This window comes from Pseudomonas sp. RP-B7, assembly GCF_059803535.1.
In genome coordinates this window covers 137,534-154,344 of record NZ_JAPFHC010000006.1, presented here as the reverse complement: position 1 = coordinate 154,344, position 16,811 = coordinate 137,534, and the positions used below count along the sequence as shown (strand labels likewise).

Below are 16,811 nucleotides of genomic sequence, written 5' to 3'. Positions count from 1 at the left end.
GCGGGCTTGCTCGCGAATGCGCTGGGTCAGCCAAATAGTCAGTGACTGATACACCGCATTCGCGAGCAAGCCCGCTCCCACACAAGCCCGCTCGCACAGTCGACCGGCGTTGCAATTCAACCCAGTAAAGCCTCACGGCCTTTGCCGAAGGTCAGGTACTCGATCAACTCCGGCAACGGCAACGGCTTGCTGATCAGATATCCCTGGGCCTGGTCGCATCCAAACAACCGCAACAACGCCAGTTGCTCAGGGGTTTCCACACCCTCGGCCACCACTTCCAGGTTGAGGTTGTGGGCCAGGTTGATCATCGCGTGCACCAGTTTGCGGTTCTCTTCGCGCTCTTCCATGCCGCCGACAAAGCTCTTGTCGATCTTGAGCAAGGCAATCGGCAGGCTGTTGAGGTGCACGAACGATGAGAAACCGGTGCCGAAGTCATCCAGGGAAAAACGCACGCCGAGGCGACCGAGGGCGTCCATGGTCTGCTTGACCAGATCGCTGCGGCGCATCACGGCGGTTTCGGTGAGTTCGAATTCCAGCCATTGCGCTTCCACGCCGCGCTCGGCGATCAGCCGGCTGAGGGTGGAGAGCAATTGGCTGTCCTGGAACTGGCGGAACGACAGGTTGACCGCCATGTGCAACGGCGGCAGGCCACGTTCGCGCAGGTCTTGCATGTCGCGCAGGGCCCGGGAAATCACCCAGTAACCCAACGGCACGATCAGCCCGCTTTGCTCGGCCAGGGGCACGAATTCGCTGGGCGGCAACAGGCCGCGCTCGCCGTGACGCCAGCGCACCAGGGCTTCGAGGCCGACGATGTGCCCGTCGTCCAGGTCCAGGCGCGGCTGGTAGTGCAACTCCAGCTCATCCCGACGCAGGGCGCGGCGCAGTTCGCTTTCCAGGTCGGCCAGGCTGCGCGCGTTACGATTGATGCGTTCGTTGAAAATATGAAAGGTGCAGCCCTGGGTGCTCTTGGCTTGCTGCATGGCGATGTGGGCGTGCCACATCAGCGGGTCGGCGCCAGCACGCGCACGCGCATGGGCCATGCCCAGGCTGCAACCGATCAACAGGCTTTCACCGTCCACCCAGTAGGGTTCGGCCATGACCTCGGTAATGCGTTCGGCCATCCACTCGGCGCGCTGGGGCGCACGGCGGGTGTCGATCAGCAGGGCGAATTCGTCGCTGCCCAGGCGCGCCAGTTGGTCGCCGGCTTCCAGCTGGCTCTTGAGCCGCGAGACCACTTGCAGGATCAACCGGTCGCCGGCCTGGTGCCCGAGGGCGTCGTTGGCGTGACGGAAATTGTCGAGGTCCAGGTGACCGAGGGCCAGGCCGCGACCTTCATTCTCGGCCAGCCGCGCCGCCAGCAAGGTCTGGAAACCCTGGCGGTTGGCGATACCGGTCAGCGGGTCTTGCTCGGCGAGGCGTTGCAGGGTGTTTTCCAGCACACCGCGTTCGCGCACATGGCGCAGGCAGCGGCGCAATGTATCGGCGTCCAACACCGTGCGAACCAGCCAATCGCTGGCACCCAACGGCGGCACCAGCGGCTCCTGCTCCAACAGCAACACACACGGCAAGCTGCAACGACCGGGAGCGGGTTGCAGGCCTGGCGTGGTCAATAGCACGGCACCGTGGTCGTCATCGAACAGACGACTTACGGAATCCCAATTTGGTGCACTGATCAGCACAGCCCCATCGCCCATCGGCGCCAGGCACTCGCGCAACAACGCTGCCCATGCCGGCTCATCGGCCAGCAGCAGCAAACGCAAGGGTTCGACAGGCGTAGACAAGCTAGCTCCCTAGACTCTGCAAGATTTCGTTGGCGACAGGCAGTATGACGTGCGGCCTGACAATCACCAATGATAGGGGTTATCAAATACACAGACTGCACGCAGTTAGTCGCAAATGCCCTGACATCCTGCGGCAAAGTAGCAAAACCGGCAAATTTAGATCGAGTGGTACGTCACACCGTCGTTCTGAGAGAGCAGAATCCTGCCAGCCTGTTAAAATGCCCGCCCTTTTGAACAACGACTCCTGAAATTCTGTATGTCCCGACTCAATCCCCGGCAGCAAGAAGCCGTGAACTACGTCGGCGGCCCTCTATTGGTGCTCGCCGGCGCAGGCTCCGGCAAGACCAGCGTGATCACCCGCAAGATCGCGCACCTGATCCAGAACTGCGGTATCCGCGCCCAGTACATTGTCGCCATGACCTTTACCAACAAGGCGGCGCGGGAAATGAAAGAGCGCGTCGGCACCCTGCTCAAGGGTGGCGAAGGCCGTGGCCTCACCGTGTGTACCTTCCACAACCTGGGCCTGAACATCATCCGCAAGGAGCATGCACGCCTGGGCTACAAGCCGGGCTTCTCGATCTTCGACGAGACCGATGTGAAGTCGCTGATGACCGACATCATGCAGAAGGAATACGCAGGCGACGACGGCGTGGACGAGATCAAGAACATGATCGGCGCCTGGAAGAACGACCTGATCCTGCCGCCCCAGGCCCTGGAAAACGCACGCAACCCCAAGGAACAGACCGCCGCCATCGTTTACACCCACTACCAGCGCACGCTCAAGGCGTTCAACGCGGTGGACTTCGACGACCTGATCCTGCTGCCCGTGAAGTTGTTCGAGGAACACGCCGACATCCTCGAAAAATGGCAGAACAAGGTGCGCTACCTGCTGGTGGACGAATACCAGGACACCAACGCCAGCCAGTACCTGCTGGTGAAAATGCTCATCGGCAAACGCAACCAGTTCACCGTGGTAGGCGACGATGACCAGTCGATCTACGCCTGGCGCGGCGCCCGCCCGGAAAACCTGATGCTGCTCAAGGACGACTACCCGTCCCTGAAAGTGGTGATGCTGGAGCAGAACTACCGCTCTACCAGCCGCATCCTGCGTTGCGCCAACGTGTTGATCTCGAACAACCCCCACGAGTTTGAAAAACAACTGTGGAGTGAGATGGGCCACGGCGACGAGATCCGCGTGATCCGCTGCCGCAACGAAGACGCCGAAGCCGAGCGCGTGGCCGTGGAAATCCTCAGCCTGCACTTGCGCACCGACCGGCCCTACAGCGATTTCGCGATCCTGTATCGCGGCAACTACCAGGCCAAGCTGATCGAGCTGAAATTGCAGCACCACCAGGTGCCGTATCGCCTGTCGGGCGGCAACAGCTTTTTCGGACGTCAGGAAGTAAAAGACCTGATGGCCTACTTCCGGCTGATCGTGAACCCGGATGACGACAACGCCTTCCTGCGCGTGATCAACGTGCCGCGCCGCGAGATCGGTTCCACCACCCTGGAAAAGCTCGGCAACTACGCGACCGAACGCAAGATCTCGATGTACGCCGCCACCGACGAGATCGGCCTGGGCGAACACCTGGACACCCGTTTCACCGACCGCCTGTCGCGCTTCAAGCGCTTCATGGACAAGGTCCGCGAGCAGTGCGCCGGCGAAGACCCGATCAGCGCCCTGCGCAGCATGGTCATGGACATCGACTATGAAAACTGGCTGCGCACCAACAGCTCCAGCGACAAGGCCGCGGATTACCGCATGGGCAACGTCTGGTTCCTGATCGAAGCGCTGAAGAACACCCTGGAAAAAGACGAAGACGGCGAGATGACCGTCGAAGACGCCATCGGCAAGCTGGTGCTGCGCGACATGCTCGAACGCCAGCAGGAAGAGGAAGACGGCGCCGAAGGTGTGCAGATGATGACCTTGCATGCATCCAAGGGCCTGGAATTCCCCTACGTGTTCATCATGGGCATGGAAGAGGAAATCCTCCCACACCGCTCCAGCATCGAAGCCGACACCATCGAGGAAGAACGCCGACTGGCCTACGTGGGCATTACCCGCGCCCGTCAGACCCTGGCCTTCACCTTTGCCGCCAAGCGCAAGCAATACGGCGAAATCATCGATTGTGCCCCCAGCCGGTTCCTGGATGAACTGCCGCCGGACGACCTGGCCTGGGAAGGCAATGACGACACCCCGACCGAGGTGAAAGCCGTTCGCGGCAACACCGCCCTGGCGGACATACGCGCGATGCTAAAGCGCTAGAATCGACTACTTTTCAATCTACTTTCGACGCGTATTGCGTCAACAGAGGAAGCTTTCGTGGAAGCACTGCACAAGAAAATTCGCGAAGAAGGCATCGTGCTTTCCGATCAGGTACTCAAGGTCGACGCCTTTCTGAACCACCAGATCGATCCGGCGCTGATGAAACTGATCGGCGACGAATTCGCTGCGCTGTTCAAGGATTCGGGCATCACCAAGATCGTCACCATCGAAGCCTCGGGCATCGCGCCGGCGATCATGACGGGCCTGAACCTGGGGGTCCCGGTGATTTTTGCACGCAAGCAGCAATCGTTGACCCTCACCGAAAACCTGCTGTCGGCGACGGTGTACTCCTTCACCAAGAAGGTCGAAAGCACCGTGGCGATCTCGCCGCGCCACCTGACCAGCAGCGACCGTGTACTGGTGATTGATGACTTCCTGGCCAACGGCAAGGCGTCCCAGGCGCTGATTTCGATCATCAAGCAAGCCGGTGCCACCGTTGCCGGCCTGGGGATCGTGATCGAGAAATCGTTCCAGGGTGGCCGTGCAGAGCTGGATGCGCAGGGTTATCGGGTTGAGTCGCTGGCGCGGGTTAAATCGCTGGCCGGTGGCGTCGTGACCTTTATCGAGTAAACACTACTCCTGAACGCGCACGGTTAAAAATGTGGGAGCTGGCTTGCCTGCGATCGCGGTGGTACAGCGACATTGATGTCGCCTGACACTCCGCTATCGCAGGCAAGCCAGCTCCCACAGTTGGTTTTGTGTGGGTTGTTAGTGCGCGGTGGCCTGTAGGCCGGCGAGCAGCAGGCGCTGGTACAAGTCCTCTTTCAGCCCTTCCGGCTGATCCAACCCCATCCGTTTCAAGTGCTCTGGAAACACCTCCGGCTCCGGCGCATCCAACGCCGCCTTGCCCAACTCCAGTATCTCCGTCAGCTTGAATTTGCTCTTGAGCCAGTTCAACGCGCGCAACAGATCCCGCTCCTCATCGGTAAAGTCGCTGCCCAGCGGGTACTCCGTAAACAACCGTCGATGCCGGGCCTGGATACCTGTGAGCCGCTGCGGCGTGTTGTCGGCAAAGCGCGGATCGAGCTGAAAATCCTTGGGCAACTTGCCGGCCTTCTGTGCCTGTTCGATCAAGTCGTGCTGGAAGCGTGAGTCGGTGATATTGAGCAACGCCTCAATCACCTTGGCATCCGTCTGACCGCGCAAGTCGGCAATTCCGTACTCGGTGATGACAATGTCCCGCAAGTGTCGGGGAATGGTGCAGTGGCCGTAGTCCCAGACGATATTGGAGCTGACCTCCCCCGCCGCCTCGCGCCAGCTGCGCAGGATCAGGATCGAGCGCGCACCCTCCAGCGCATGGCCCTGGGCCACGAAGTTGTACTGCCCCCCCACACCGCTGAGTACCCGGCCGTCTTCCAACTGGTCGGCCACCCCCGCACCGAGCAAGGTGACCATGATGGCGCTGTTGATAAACCGCGCATCCAGGCGTTGCAGGCGCTTGAGTTCTTCCTGGCCGTACAGCTCGTTGATGTAGCTGATGCGGGTCATGTTGAATTCAAGGCGTTTGCCGTGGGTCATCTCCTGTAGGCGCTGGTAAAAACTCCGCGGCCCGACAAAAAAACCGCCGTGGATCGAAACCCCATCCGATTGCGCGGCATCGTCCAGGGTGCCGGCGTTGGCCTGTTCCTGGGTCGGCACATCCGGGTAGACCTTGCGCCGCACAATCCCGGCATCGGCCAGTACCAGCAGACCGTTGACGAACATTTCGCTGCAACCGTAAAGGCCGCGGGCGAAGGGTTCGACGCCGCCTTCATGGCTGATCAGCGGCGCCCACTGGTACACGTCGAGGTCGGTCAGCAACGAGCGGTAGGCTTCGTTGTCGGCCTGGCGCGCCAGCAGCGCGGCGGTCAGCGCATCGCCCATGGAGCCGATGCCGATCTGCAAGGTGCCGCCATCGCGCACCAGGGTGCTGGCGTGCAGGCCGATAAAGTGGTCCTGAAACCCCACCGGCATGTTTGGCGTGGAGAACAGCGTGGTGCTGTCCTTTTCGTCGATCAGGTAATCAAAGGCGTCCATGCCCAGTTCGGAATCACCGGGCATGTAGGGCAACTCGGTGTGGACCTGGCCGACGATCAGGACGGTTTCCCCGGCGGCGCGGCGCTTGGCGATCATCGGTAGCAGGTCGAGGGTGATGTCAGGGTTGCAGCTCAGGCTCAGGCGATCAGGATGCTCGGCGCTGCTGGCCACCAGTTGCGCCACCAGGTTCAGGCCGGCGGCGTTGATGTCCCGGGCGGCGTGGCTGTAGTTACTGCTGACGTAATCCTGCTGGGCCGAAGTGCTGTGCAGCAGGCTGCCGGGCTGCATGAAGAACTGCTGCACGCGGATGTTGTGTGGAAGGCTGTCTTTGCGCAGGTCGGCGAGAAAATCCAACTCGGGATAATCGCCAAACACCCTTTCAATAAAAGGTTCGAGAAAGCGTTTCTGCAAGCCGTCGCCCAGGGTTGGACGGCCCAGGCTCAGCGCGGTGTAGATCGTCAGCGCCCGCTCCGGCAGCTTGGCAATGCGCCGGTACAACGCGTTGACGAACAGGTTGGGCTTGCCCAGACCCAACGGCATACCCAAATGAATATGCGCCGGCAAACGCGCGAGTACGTCGTCAACTGCTTGCTCGATTGAACACAACTGCACCATCCGACCCTCCTGAACATTCCGTGATTAGGGGTTGGACAGAGAGTGGCGGGTGTTTGCTGCAATGAACAGCCCTCAGCACACATAACGGGCACAAAAAAGCCGCTCGTAAGCGGCTTTTTTGGCGAAGATCGGCGGATTAGAGCCCGGACATCTTCTTGATGGCGCCCTTGAGGTCGTCATCCGAGCAATCAGCGCAGGTGCCTTTTGGCGGCATGGCGTTGATACCGGTGATCGCCTTGGCCAGGATGCCGTCGAGGCCGCCCTGGTGGTCGGCGCGCTCTTTCCAGGCGGCGGTGTCGCCGATTTTCGGCGCGCCCAACAGGCCGGTACCGTGGCAGGCGTTGCAGTGCTTGGCAATGATGTCGTCCGGGGTTTTCGCCCCGCCTCCACCAGCGGCGACAGCGACTTCCATCCCCTTGCATTCCTGGCCCTGGACGCAGACTTGGCCGACCGGCTCCAGGCGTTTGGCAATGTCATCATTGGTCGCAGCTTGAGCGCTGACAGCCCATAGGGCCAGTACGGTTGCTGGTGCAGCCAGCATTTTCATAATTAGGTTCACGCGTTCACCCTCAATGGTGGCTATTCACGCCTGCGGCCACGGTTTCGCAGGCGGCGAAAGTATAACGGTTAGCCCGCCGGGCCGAAACAACCCTATTAAATAAAGGGGGATTCAGCCCTGCGGATACGGCTGCGGGAACCTCTGCAACGCTGGCAGGGCGCCTCTTTTGTTAAAAGTTCGCGGGTGTGGCTGCGCTGATTAGTCGCGCCGGCACATCGAACGGATTGCGAAAACGATGGGGCTTGGTGCTTTCAAAGTAGTAGCTATCGCCGGCTTCGAGCACAAAAGTTTCAAGACCGACCACCAATTCCAGACGACCTTCCACCAGAATCCCGGTTTCTTCGCCTTCATGGGTGAGCATTTCTTCGCCAGTGTCGGCGCCCGGCGGGTAGATCTCGTTGAGAAACGCAATCGCCCGGCTGGGGTGCGCCCGGCCTACCAGTTTCATGGTGACGGCGCCGTCAGAGATGTCGATCAGCTCATTGGCTTTATAGACGATCTGCGTCGGTATTTCCTGGAGGATCTCCTCGGAAAAGAACTCGACCATGGACATGGGGATACCGCCCAGCACCTTGCGCAAGGAGCTGATCGAGGGGCTGACGCTGTTTTTTTCGATCATCGAAATGGTGCTGTTGGTGACACCCGCACGCTTGGCGAGCTCGCGCTGGGAAAGACCCTTCAGTTTACGGATGGATTGCAGTCGTTCGCCGACGTCCAATGCAGGAGCCTCCTAGGATTCAGGCTTTGTTGTAATTGAGCGTTATCATGGCGACAGCGTTCAGTATTTACAACACTTGGGCCTAAATCCCGGGCAGCGGCGTTCGTAGCGGGCGGTCAATCGCCGGAATAGAGCCTTGGCACTCGGCGCAGGTTGCAGAAAATCTGGTAGGGAATGGTTTCGGCGGCAGTGGCGATGTCGCTGGCGAGGATGTTTTTGCCCCACAGCTCCACGGTCGAACCGAGACCCGCCTCAGGCACGTCCGTCAGGTCGACGCACAGCATGTCCATGGACACACGGCCGAGCAATTGGCTGCGCTGCCCGGCGACCAGTACCGGTGTACCTGTCGGTGCGTGGCGCGGGTAACCGTCGGCATAGCCCATCGCAACCACGCCGATGCGCATCGGTTTTGGCGTGATGAACTTGGCGCCGTAGCCCACCGGCTCGCCGGCCGGCAGTTCACGGACGCAAATGACTTTGGATTCCAGGGTCATCACCGGCTGCAAGCGCGCGGCCACGGCCTGGTCTTCGCCAAACGGCGTCGCGCCGTACAGCATGATGCCGGGGCGCACCCAGTCACTGGACACGTTGGGCCAGCCCATCACCGCCGGCGAGTTGCGCAGGCTGACCTCGGCCGCCAGGCCTTGGCGCGCCGCGTCGAAGACCGCCACTTGCTCATCGCTGCGCGCACAATCAAGCTCATCGGCGCGGGCGAAGTGGCTCATCAATACGATCTTGGCCACTTTGCCGCTGGCCAGCAGGCGCTGGTACGCCTCGTGATAATCCTTGGGATGCAGGCCGACGCGGTGCATGCCGGAGTCGAGCTTGAGCCAGATGGTCAGCGGCTTGCTCAGCCTGGCCTGCTCGATCGCCTCCAGCTGCCACAACGAATGCACCACGCACCACAAATCATGCTCGATGATCAGTGGCAGCTCGTCAGCTTCGAAAAAACCCTCCAACAGTAACACCGGCGCGCGGATACCGGCGGCGCGCAGCTCCAGCGCCTCTTCGATACACGCCACGGCAAACCCATCGGCGTCGGCCTCCAACGCCTGGGCCACCCGCACGGCACCATGGCCATAGGCATCCGCCTTGATCACGGCAAGGGCCTTGGCCCCCGTGACTTCACGGGCCAATTGGTAGTTGTGGCGCAGGGCTTGGAGATCGATCAGGGCACGGGCAGGACGCATGGCGGCAGGCTTCTAGGCGACAGAGTGAAAAAAAACCGATGCCGCCCAATAACGTCGGCACCGGGGGAGGATCTGGTTTACGGCAGCGCAGCCACGACCGACAGCTCTACCAGGATTTGCGGTTCGCACAACTTGGCTTCAACCGTGGCGCGGGCCGGGGCGACGCCCTTGGGCAGCCACTTGTCCCACACCGCATTCATGCCGGCGAAATCGGCGTCGATGTCTTTCAGGTAGATCGTCACCGACAGCAACTTGGTCTTGTCGGTACCGGCCAGGTCCAGCAAACGCTCGATGTTGGCCAGGGTTTCACGGGTCTGCTGTTCAATCCCGGCGTTCATGTCGTCGCCGACTTGCCCGGCCAGATAGACGGTGCCGCTGTGGACTACGATCTGGCTCATGCGCTCATTGGTGAGCTGGCGCTGGATTGACATGTTTTGCGGACTCCTGGTGGTTGCCGTAACGGGAAATATCGAGGCCTGCGGCGCTGATCTGCGGGGTTTTCCTGGCCATCAGGTCGGCCAGCAAGCGGCCCGAGCCACACGCCATGGTCCAGCCGAGGGTGCCGTGGCCGGTGTTCAGGAACAGGTTCTTGAACGGCGTGGCACCGACGATCGGCGTGCCATCGGGTGTGGTCGGGCGCAGGCCGGTCCAGAAAGTCGCTTCGGCCAGATCGCCGCCCTGAGGATAAAGGTCGTTGACGATCATCTCCAGGGTTTCGCGCCGACGCGGGTTGAGCGACAGGTCAAAACCGGCGATTTCCGCCATGCCGCCGACGCGGATGCGGTTGTCGAAGCGGGTGATCGCGACCTTGTAGGTTTCGTCGAGAATGGTCGAAGTCGGGGCCATCGCCGGGTTGGTGATCGGCACGGTCAGCGAATACCCCTTGAGCGGGTACACCGGCGCCTTGATCCCCAGCGGCTTGAGCAATTTGGGCGAGTAACTGCCGAGGGCCAGTACGTAGCGGTCGGCGGTTTCCAGCTTGCCGTCGATCCACACGCCGTTGATGCGTTCGCCGGCGTAGTCGAGGCGCTGGATGTCCTGCTCGAAGCGAAATTCCACGCCCAACTGCTTGCACATCTCGGCCAGGCGCGTCGTGAACATCTGGCAGTCGCCGGTCTGGTCATTCGGCAGGCGCAGGGCGCCGGCGAGGATGTCGGTGACGCTGGCCAGGGCCGGCTCCACACGGGCGATACCGGCACGGTCAAGCAGTTCGAACGGCACGCCGGACTCTTTCAGTACGGCGATGTCCTTGGCGGCGCCATCGAGTTGGGCCTGGGTGCGGAACAACTGGGTAGTCCCCAGGCTACGACCTTCGTAGGCAATGCCGGTCTCGGCGCGCAGTTCGTCGAGGCAGTCACGGCTGTATTCGGACAAGCGCACCATGCGTTCTTTGTTTACCGCATAGCGGCTGGCGGTGCAGTTGCGCAGCATCTGCGCCATCCACAGGTATTGATCGACATCGGCAGTGGCCTTGATCGCCAGCGGTGCGTGGCGTTGCAGCAGCCACTTGATGGCCTTGAGCGGCACACCCGGAGCCGCCCAGGGCGAGGCGTAGCCTGGGGACACCTGGCCGGCATTGGCGAAACTGGTTTCCATGGCAGCGGCGGGCTGACGGTCGACCACGACCACTTCAAAGCCGGCCCGCGCCAAATAGTAGGCACTGGTCACACCAATGACGCCGCTACCCAAGACCAGAACGCGCATTTTTATATCCTCATCGCGGGCGTGGCCGCTGACGTGTGTTGTTCGAGCAATGATGAGCGCAGTTTAAAAAACAATGACCAGTGCATTTCACTATATAAATGCCTATATTTGGCGACAATTCTCGGCAAAAACCCTTTTCACAGAGGCAGATCCCCTATGCGTACCAATACCCAGACCAAGCGGGAGCTGGACAAGATCGACCGCAACATCCTGCGAATCCTGCAAACCGACGGGCGGATTTCGTTCACGGAGCTGGGAGAAAAAGTCGGGCTGTCGACCACGCCGTGCACCGAGCGCGTGCGCCGGTTGGAGCGCGAAGGGATCATCATGGGCTACAACGCGCGGCTCAACCCTCAGCATTTGAAGGGGAGTTTGCTGGTATTTGTCGAGATCAGCCTCGATTACAAGTCAGGCGACACCTTTGAGGAATTCCGCCGCGCCGTACTGAAACTGCCCCATGTGCTGGAGTGCCACCTGGTGTCGGGTGACTTCGACTACCTGGTGAAGGCGCGGATTTCCGAGATGGCCTCGTACCGCAAATTGCTTGGCGACATCCTGCTCAAGCTGCCCCATGTGCGGGAGTCCAAGAGCTATATCGTGATGGAAGAAGTGAAAGAGAGCCTGAACCTGCCGATTCCCGATTAACTGGCACCTTGCTCCCACACTTTGACCGAGTACACCTGTCAGACCAATACTTGCCGGGTGCTCGCCATATAGTCGTGGATCTGCTTTTCCACCCGCGGGTGGATCAGCTCCACCGGCCGTCTCCCATTCGGGCACGGCAAGGTCTTAGTGGTGCCGAACAGCCGACAGATCAGTGGCCGCTCGTCGTACACCGTGCAACCGTTGGGGCCCAGGTGCACACAGTTCAGCTCGTCCATGGCAGCGTCCTGCTCGGCCGCAGTCTTGCGCGGCAGACGGGACATTTCTTCAGGCGAAGTGGTCACCGGCCCACAGCAGTCGTGGCAGCCGGGGACGCACTCGAACGAAGGAATCTGTCGGCGCAGTGCGCTGATCTTTTGGCTGTTGCAACTCATCGAAACACGTACCGAACGGCGAATAGGCGTGGATTCTGCCGCAAAAGCCCGCGGTGAGACAGCTTCGTCCGACCGCTGTATCCTGCGTCAAATTTTCCAAACAGGGATGCTCCCATGATCGCCAGCGCCCGGCACACCGCTTCCTACTATGCCGCCACCAGCGTGCCGCAACCCGATTACCCGGTACTGACCGGCGAAATGACGGCCGACGTGTGCGTGGTCGGCGGTGGCTTTTCCGGGCTGAACACCGCCCTGGAGCTGGCCGAACGCGGCTTCAGCGTGGTGCTGCTGGAAGCCCGCAAAATCGCCTGGGGCGCCAGCGGGCGCAATGGCGGCCAATTGATTCGCGGCGTCGGCCATGGCCTCGAGCAGTTCACCCCAGTGATCGGCAGCGACGGCGTGCGCCAGATGAAGCTGATGGGCCTGGAAGCTGTGGAGATCGTGCGCGAGCGCGTCGAACGCTTCCAGATCCCCTGCGACCTGACCTGGGGCTACTGCGACCTCGCCAACAAACCCCGCGACCTGCAAGGCCTGGCCGAAGACGCCGAAGAGTTGCGCAGCCTGGGCTATCGCCACGAAGTACGCCTACTGCAAGCCAGCCAGATGAGCAGCGTGATCGGCTCGGACCGTTACGTAGGCGGCATGATCGACATGGGCTCCGGCCACCTGCACCCACTCAACCTCGCGTTGGGCGAAGCCGCCGCCGCGCAGCGACTGGGCGTGCAGTTGTTTGAGCAATCCGCCGTCACGCGCATCGACTACGGCCCCGAGATCAACGTGCACACCACCCAGGGCAACGTGCGCGCCAAGACCCTGGTGCTGGCCTGCAACGCCTACCTGAACGGCTTGAACCCGCAGTTGAGCGGCCAAGTGCTGCCTGCCGGCAGCTACATCATCGCCACCGAACCGTTGAGCGAAGCCCAGGCAGCCAGCCTGCTGCCACAGAACATGGCCGTATGCGACCAGCGGGTGACGGTGGACTACTTCCGCTTGTCCGCCGACCGACGCCTGCTGTTCGGTGGCGCCTGCCACTACTCCGGCCGCGATCCGCAGGACATCGGCGCCTATATGCGGCCGAAGATGCTCAAGGTGTTCCCGCAATTGGCCGACGTGAAGATCGATTACCAGTGGGGCGGCATGATTGGCATCGGCGCCAACCGCCTGCCGCAGATCGGCCGGCTGCCCGACCAACCCAATGTGTATTACGCCCAGGCCTACGCCGGCCATGGCCTCAACGCCACGCACCTGGCGGGCAAGCTACTGGCCGAGGCCATCAGCGGCCAGCAGCAGGGCCGTTTCGATCTGTTCGCCCAGGTGCCGCACATCACCTTCCCCGGCGGCAAGCATTTGCGCTCGCCACTGTTGGCGCTGGGGATGCTCTGGCACCGCTTAAAAGAGCTGGTGTGATCACTTGCGCCAGAACGGTTTCACCCCTTCCTGGCGCGCCTGTTCTGCGCTGAGGCCGATGTCCCTGAGCTGTTCGGCGGTCATGTCCAGCAAGGCCTTGCGCGTATGGCTGCGGTGCCAGAACAGACTCCAGCAGCTGTTGGCCGGCGCCGACAGCGTGCGTCCCTGCTCCGCTTCCAGTTCCTGACTGTGTAACGCCAACCGCACATCGCTCATGCCGCTCATTGTGTCGCCCCTCATTTACCTGTTGCCATGAGTGACTAGGATGGGCGCGCGAGCAAAACCATTACAGATCCAATCAATTTTTATTAAATCCATACAGACACTGCCTATGGACGGCTGAATCCTGTATTTTCGCTGGATCTGTACTGGTCCCCTGGGAGCGACCGCCATGACCCTTTACGTCAACCTCGCCGATTTGCTGGGCACCCGCATCGAACAAGGCTTCTACCGTCCCGGCGATCGCTTGCCTTCCGTACGCGCCTTGAGCGTGGAACACGGGGTCAGCTTGAGCACCGTGCAACAGGCCTATCGCTTGCTGGAAGATAATGGCCTGGCGATGCCCAAGCCCAAATCCGGCTACTTTGTGCCGGTCGGCCGCGAGTTGCCGGCCCTGCCTGAAGTCGGCCGCCCGGCCCAGCGCCCGGTGGACATTTCCCAGTGGGACCAGGTGCTGGAGCTGATTCGCGCCGTCCCGCGCAAAGACGTCATACAGATGGGCCGCGGCATGCCGGATGTGCTGTCACCGACCCTCAAGCCCCTGCTGCGCAGCCTCGCCCGCGTGAGCCGCCGCCAGGATCTGCCGGGGCTGTATTACGACAACATCATGGGCTGTATGGAATTGCGCGAACAGATCGCCCGGCTGTCATTGGATTCCGGCTGCCAACTGAACGCCGAAGACATTGTGGTCACCACCGGCTGCCATGAGGCGCTGTCTGCGAGCATCCGCGCCATTTGTGAACCTGGGGATATTGTCGCGGTGGATTCACCCAGCTTTCACGGTGCCATGCAGACCCTCAAGGGCCTGGGCATGAAGGCCCTGGAAATCCCCACCGACCCCATCACCGGCATCAGCCTGGAAGCCCTGGAACTGGCCCTGGAACAATGGCCGATCAAGGTCATCCAACTGACCCCCAACTGCAACAACCCGCTGGGCTACATCATGCCGGAAGCGCGCAAACGCGCCCTGCTGACCCTGGCCCAGCGCTTTGACGTGGCGATCATCGAAGACGATGTGTATGGCGAATTGGCCTACAGCTACCCGCGCCCGCGCACGATCAAATCCTTCGACGAAGACGGCCGCGTACTGCTCTGCAGTTCGTTCTCCAAAACCCTGGCGCCCGGCCTGCGCATCGGTTGGGTAGCGCCGGGGCGTTACCTGGAACGGGTGCTGCACATGAAATACATCAGCACCGGCTCCACAGCGACGCAACCGCAGATTGCGATCGCAGAATTTCTGAAAAACGGCCACTTCGAACCGCATTTGCGGCGGATGCGCACTCAATACCAGCGCAATCGCGACCTGATGCTCGATTGGGTCAGCCGCTACTTTCCGGCGGGCACACGGGCCAGCCGACCTCAGGGCAGCTTTATGCTGTGGGTCGAGTTGCCGGATGGCTTTGATACGTTGAAGCTCAACCGGATCTTGCTGGAACAAGGCGTACAGGTGGCGGTAGGCAGCATCTTCTCGGCCTCGGGCAAATACCGGAACTGCCTGCGCATGAACTACGGCGCCAAGCCGAGCCCGCAGATCGAAGAGGCCGTGCGCAAGGTCGGTGCTGCCGCGATCAAACTGCTGAACGAGGAAATGCACTGACCTTTCCCGAGAAATAGCCGTCAGATGTCGACAACCGCCCTGATCTGGAAGCGACTCCCTTGATGATGCAACGGCTATTCCCGTTTTTCCTGTTGGGAGCCCTGGCCCTCGGCGGCTGTGCCACCGTGAACGCACCGCGCGTCCCCAGCGATGCGCTGCCCGCCGCCCAGTCGTCGTTCGGCCGCTCGATCCAGGCCCAGGCCGCGCCTTACCAGGGCCGCTCCGGGTTTCGCCTGCTGCCCAACAGCAGCGAGGCGTTCATGGCCCGCGCCGAACTGATCCGCAACGCCCAGACCAGCCTCGACTTGCAGTACTACATCGTCCACGACGGTATCAGCACGCGCATGCTCGTGGACGAACTGCTCAAGGCCGCCGACCGCGGTGTGCGTGTGCGCATCCTGCTGGACGACACCACCAGCGACGGCCTCGACCAGATCATCGCCACCCTCGCCGCCCACCCCAAGATCGAAATCCGCCTGTTCAACCCGTTGCATCTGGGCCGCAGCACCGGCGTGACGCGGGCCATGGGTCGTCTGTTCAATCTGTCTTTGCAGCACCGGCGCATGCACAACAAGTTGTGGCTGGCCGACAACAGCGCAGCCATCGTCGGCGGGCGCAATCTGGGCGATGAGTATTTCGACGCCGAGCCCAACCTGAATTTCACCGACATCGACATGCTCAGCCTGGGCCCGGTGGCCGAGCAGCTCGGCCACAGCTTCGACCAGTACTGGAACAGTGCCCTGAGCAAGCCGATTGACGACTTTGTCTCCAACACGCCATCCAAAGGCGACTTGGCGACCGCACGCGCGCGCCTGCAAGACTCGCTGGCCGAATCACGCCAGCAGCATTACGCCCTGTACAACCGGCTGCGCACCTATCAGACCCAACCGCGCATGGACACCTGGCGCCGCGAGTTGATCTGGGCCTGGAACCAGGCGCTGTGGGATGCGCCGAGCAAGGTGCTGGCCACGGCCGAACCGGACCCGCACTTGCTGCTCACCACCCAACTCGCGCCGGAGCTGGCAGGGGTCAATCACGAGCTGATCATGATCTCGGCGTACTTCGTGCCCGGCCAGCCGGGGCTGGTGTACCTGACCGGGCGCGCCGACGCAGGCGTGTCCGTGAGCCTGCTGACCAACGCCCTGGAGGCCACCGACGTACCGGCCGTGCACGGCGGCTACGCGCCGTATCGCAAGGCCCTGCTGGAACACGGGGTAAAACTCTACGAACTGCGCCGCCAACCGGGCGATGGCAGCGGCAGCGGCCCCCACCTGTTTCGGCGTGGCACCTTTCGCGGTTCGGACTCCAGCCTGCACAGCAAGGCGATGATCTTTGATCGGGAAAAGTCCTTCATCGGCTCGTTCAATTTCGACCCGCGTTCGGTGCTTTGGAACACCGAAGTCGGCGTATTGGTCGACAGTCCCGAACTGGCTGAACATGTGCGCAACCTGGCGCTGCAAGGCATGGCGCCAGCGTTGAGTTATGAACCGAAATTGCAGGATGGGCAGTTGGTGTGGGTGACCGAGGACAACGGCCAATTGCACACCCTGACCCGCGAGCCGGGCAGTTGGTGGCGGCGCTTCAATGCATGGTTTGCCACGTCTGTGGGCCTGGAACGCATGCTTTAAGAACAACACCGATC

15 protein-coding genes are annotated in these 16,811 nt (G+C 61.6%); 6 read left to right on the top strand and 9 right to left on the bottom strand.

From position 1 onward, the window contains the following. Window positions 1-116 precede the first annotated feature (116 nt). A complete protein-coding gene (locus OPU96_RS08465) occupies window positions 117-1,781 on the bottom strand; it encodes a putative bifunctional diguanylate cyclase/phosphodiesterase (protein WP_192297994.1) in 1,665 nt (554 codons plus the stop codon). A gap of 256 nt (window positions 1,782-2,037) precedes the next feature. Between OPU96_RS08465 and rep the strand changes: the two genes are divergently transcribed. Further along, window positions 2,038-4,047 carry a DNA helicase Rep gene (rep, locus tag OPU96_RS08460; protein WP_192297995.1) on the top strand — a complete coding sequence of 670 codons (2,010 nt, stop codon included), beginning with the start codon at window positions 2,038-2,040 and terminating at the stop codon, window positions 4,045-4,047. 57 nt (window positions 4,048-4,104) lie between these two features. After that, a complete protein-coding gene (locus tag OPU96_RS08455; protein ID WP_010207474.1) occupies window positions 4,105-4,677 on the top strand; it encodes a xanthine phosphoribosyltransferase in 573 nt (190 codons plus the stop codon). Between the two features lie 138 nt (window positions 4,678-4,815). Here OPU96_RS08455 and OPU96_RS08450 read toward each other — a convergent pair whose 3' ends face one another. The 6 genes from OPU96_RS08450 to dadA form a co-directional block, all read right to left on the bottom strand. Then, on the bottom strand, window positions 4,816-6,738 hold the full coding sequence (locus OPU96_RS08450) for an acetyl-CoA hydrolase/transferase C-terminal domain-containing protein (protein WP_498558959.1): 1,923 nt from the start codon (window positions 6,736-6,738) through the stop codon (window positions 4,816-4,818). Window positions 6,739-6,874: 136 nt separating this feature from the next. Then, window positions 6,875-7,285: a c-type cytochrome gene (locus OPU96_RS08445; protein ID WP_042945469.1), complete on the bottom strand. Its 411-nt coding sequence runs from the start codon at window positions 7,283-7,285 to the stop codon at window positions 6,875-6,877. 181 nt (window positions 7,286-7,466) lie between these two features. Then, the gene (locus OPU96_RS08440) at window positions 7,467-8,015 is read right to left on the bottom strand and encodes a cupin domain-containing protein (protein ID WP_003176893.1); all 549 of its coding nucleotides are present in this window, start codon (window positions 8,013-8,015) and stop codon (window positions 7,467-7,469) included. A 116-nt stretch (window positions 8,016-8,131) separates the two neighbouring features. After that, window positions 8,132-9,205 (bottom strand): alanine racemase, encoded by a 1,074-nt coding sequence (gene alr, locus OPU96_RS08435; protein ID WP_226454671.1) that lies wholly within the window; start codon window positions 9,203-9,205, stop codon window positions 8,132-8,134. Between the two features lie 77 nt (window positions 9,206-9,282). After that, a complete protein-coding gene (locus OPU96_RS08430) occupies window positions 9,283-9,636 on the bottom strand; it encodes a RidA family protein (protein WP_034110260.1) in 354 nt (117 codons plus the stop codon). Further along, window positions 9,608-10,909: a D-amino acid dehydrogenase gene (gene dadA / locus OPU96_RS08425; protein WP_226454673.1), complete on the bottom strand. Its 1,302-nt coding sequence runs from the start codon at window positions 10,907-10,909 to the stop codon at window positions 9,608-9,610. Before dadA ends, OPU96_RS08430 begins: the two co-directional genes overlap by 29 nt. 156 nt (window positions 10,910-11,065) lie before the next feature. Between dadA and OPU96_RS08420 the strand changes: the two genes are divergently transcribed. Beyond that, window positions 11,066-11,554 carry an Lrp/AsnC ligand binding domain-containing protein gene (locus OPU96_RS08420; RefSeq protein WP_003176896.1) on the top strand — a complete coding sequence of 163 codons (489 nt, stop codon included), beginning with the start codon at window positions 11,066-11,068 and terminating at the stop codon, window positions 11,552-11,554. A 38-nt stretch (window positions 11,555-11,592) separates the two neighbouring features. Here OPU96_RS08420 and OPU96_RS08415 read toward each other — a convergent pair whose 3' ends face one another. Next, a complete protein-coding gene (locus OPU96_RS08415; RefSeq protein WP_177005603.1) occupies window positions 11,593-11,946 on the bottom strand; it encodes a YkgJ family cysteine cluster protein in 354 nt (117 codons plus the stop codon). A gap of 114 nt (window positions 11,947-12,060) precedes the next feature. Between OPU96_RS08415 and OPU96_RS08410 the strand changes: the two genes are divergently transcribed. Then, a complete protein-coding gene (locus OPU96_RS08410; protein WP_498558958.1) occupies window positions 12,061-13,353 on the top strand; it encodes an NAD(P)/FAD-dependent oxidoreductase in 1,293 nt (430 codons plus the stop codon). On the opposite strand, the gene OPU96_RS08405 is transcribed toward OPU96_RS08410, so the two are convergent. After that, on the bottom strand, window positions 13,354-13,578 hold the full coding sequence (locus OPU96_RS08405) for a DUF1127 domain-containing protein (protein ID WP_226454676.1): 225 nt from the start codon (window positions 13,576-13,578) through the stop codon (window positions 13,354-13,356). Window positions 13,579-13,744: 166 nt separating this feature from the next. On the opposite strand from OPU96_RS08405, the gene OPU96_RS08400 reads away from it, so the two are divergent. After that, a complete protein-coding gene (locus OPU96_RS08400) occupies window positions 13,745-15,169 on the top strand; it encodes an aminotransferase-like domain-containing protein (RefSeq protein WP_226454677.1) in 1,425 nt (474 codons plus the stop codon). 62 nt (window positions 15,170-15,231) lie between these two features. After that, the gene (locus OPU96_RS08395) at window positions 15,232-16,797 is read left to right on the top strand and encodes a phospholipase D family protein (protein WP_226454678.1); all 1,566 of its coding nucleotides are present in this window, start codon (window positions 15,232-15,234) and stop codon (window positions 16,795-16,797) included. The last annotated feature ends 14 nt before the right edge of the window (window positions 16,798-16,811 follow it).

What these genes read in the sequence shown, in the direction of transcription:
- dadA (WP_226454673.1), bottom strand. Translation starts at nt 10,909, where the DNA reads ATGCGCGTTCTGGTCTTGGGTAGCGGCGTCATTGGTGTGACCAGTGCC.
- OPU96_RS08430 (WP_034110260.1), bottom strand. Translation starts at nt 9,636, where the DNA reads ATGTCAATCCAGCGCCAGCTCACCAATGAGCGCATGAGCCAGATCGTA.
- alr (WP_226454671.1), bottom strand. Translation starts at nt 9,205, where the DNA reads ATGCGTCCTGCCCGTGCCCTGATCGATCTCCAAGCCCTGCGCCACAAC.
- OPU96_RS08420 (WP_003176896.1), top strand. Translation starts at nt 11,066, where the DNA reads ATGCGTACCAATACCCAGACCAAGCGGGAGCTGGACAAGATCGACCGC.
- OPU96_RS08400 (WP_226454677.1), top strand. Translation starts at nt 13,745, where the DNA reads ATGACCCTTTACGTCAACCTCGCCGATTTGCTGGGCACCCGCATCGAA.
- OPU96_RS08415 (WP_177005603.1), bottom strand. Translation starts at nt 11,946, where the DNA reads ATGAGTTGCAACAGCCAAAAGATCAGCGCACTGCGCCGACAGATTCCT.
- OPU96_RS08395 (WP_226454678.1), top strand. Translation starts at nt 15,232, where the DNA reads ATGATGCAACGGCTATTCCCGTTTTTCCTGTTGGGAGCCCTGGCCCTC.
- OPU96_RS08450 (WP_498558959.1), bottom strand. Translation starts at nt 6,738, where the DNA reads ATGGTGCAGTTGTGTTCAATCGAGCAAGCAGTTGACGACGTACTCGCG.
- OPU96_RS08405 (WP_226454676.1), bottom strand. Translation starts at nt 13,578, where the DNA reads ATGAGCGGCATGAGCGATGTGCGGTTGGCGTTACACAGTCAGGAACTG.
- OPU96_RS08445 (WP_042945469.1), bottom strand. Translation starts at nt 7,285, where the DNA reads ATGAAAATGCTGGCTGCACCAGCAACCGTACTGGCCCTATGGGCTGTC.
- rep (WP_192297995.1), top strand. Translation starts at nt 2,038, where the DNA reads ATGTCCCGACTCAATCCCCGGCAGCAAGAAGCCGTGAACTACGTCGGC.
- OPU96_RS08410 (WP_498558958.1), top strand. Translation starts at nt 12,061, where the DNA reads ATGATCGCCAGCGCCCGGCACACCGCTTCCTACTATGCCGCCACCAGC.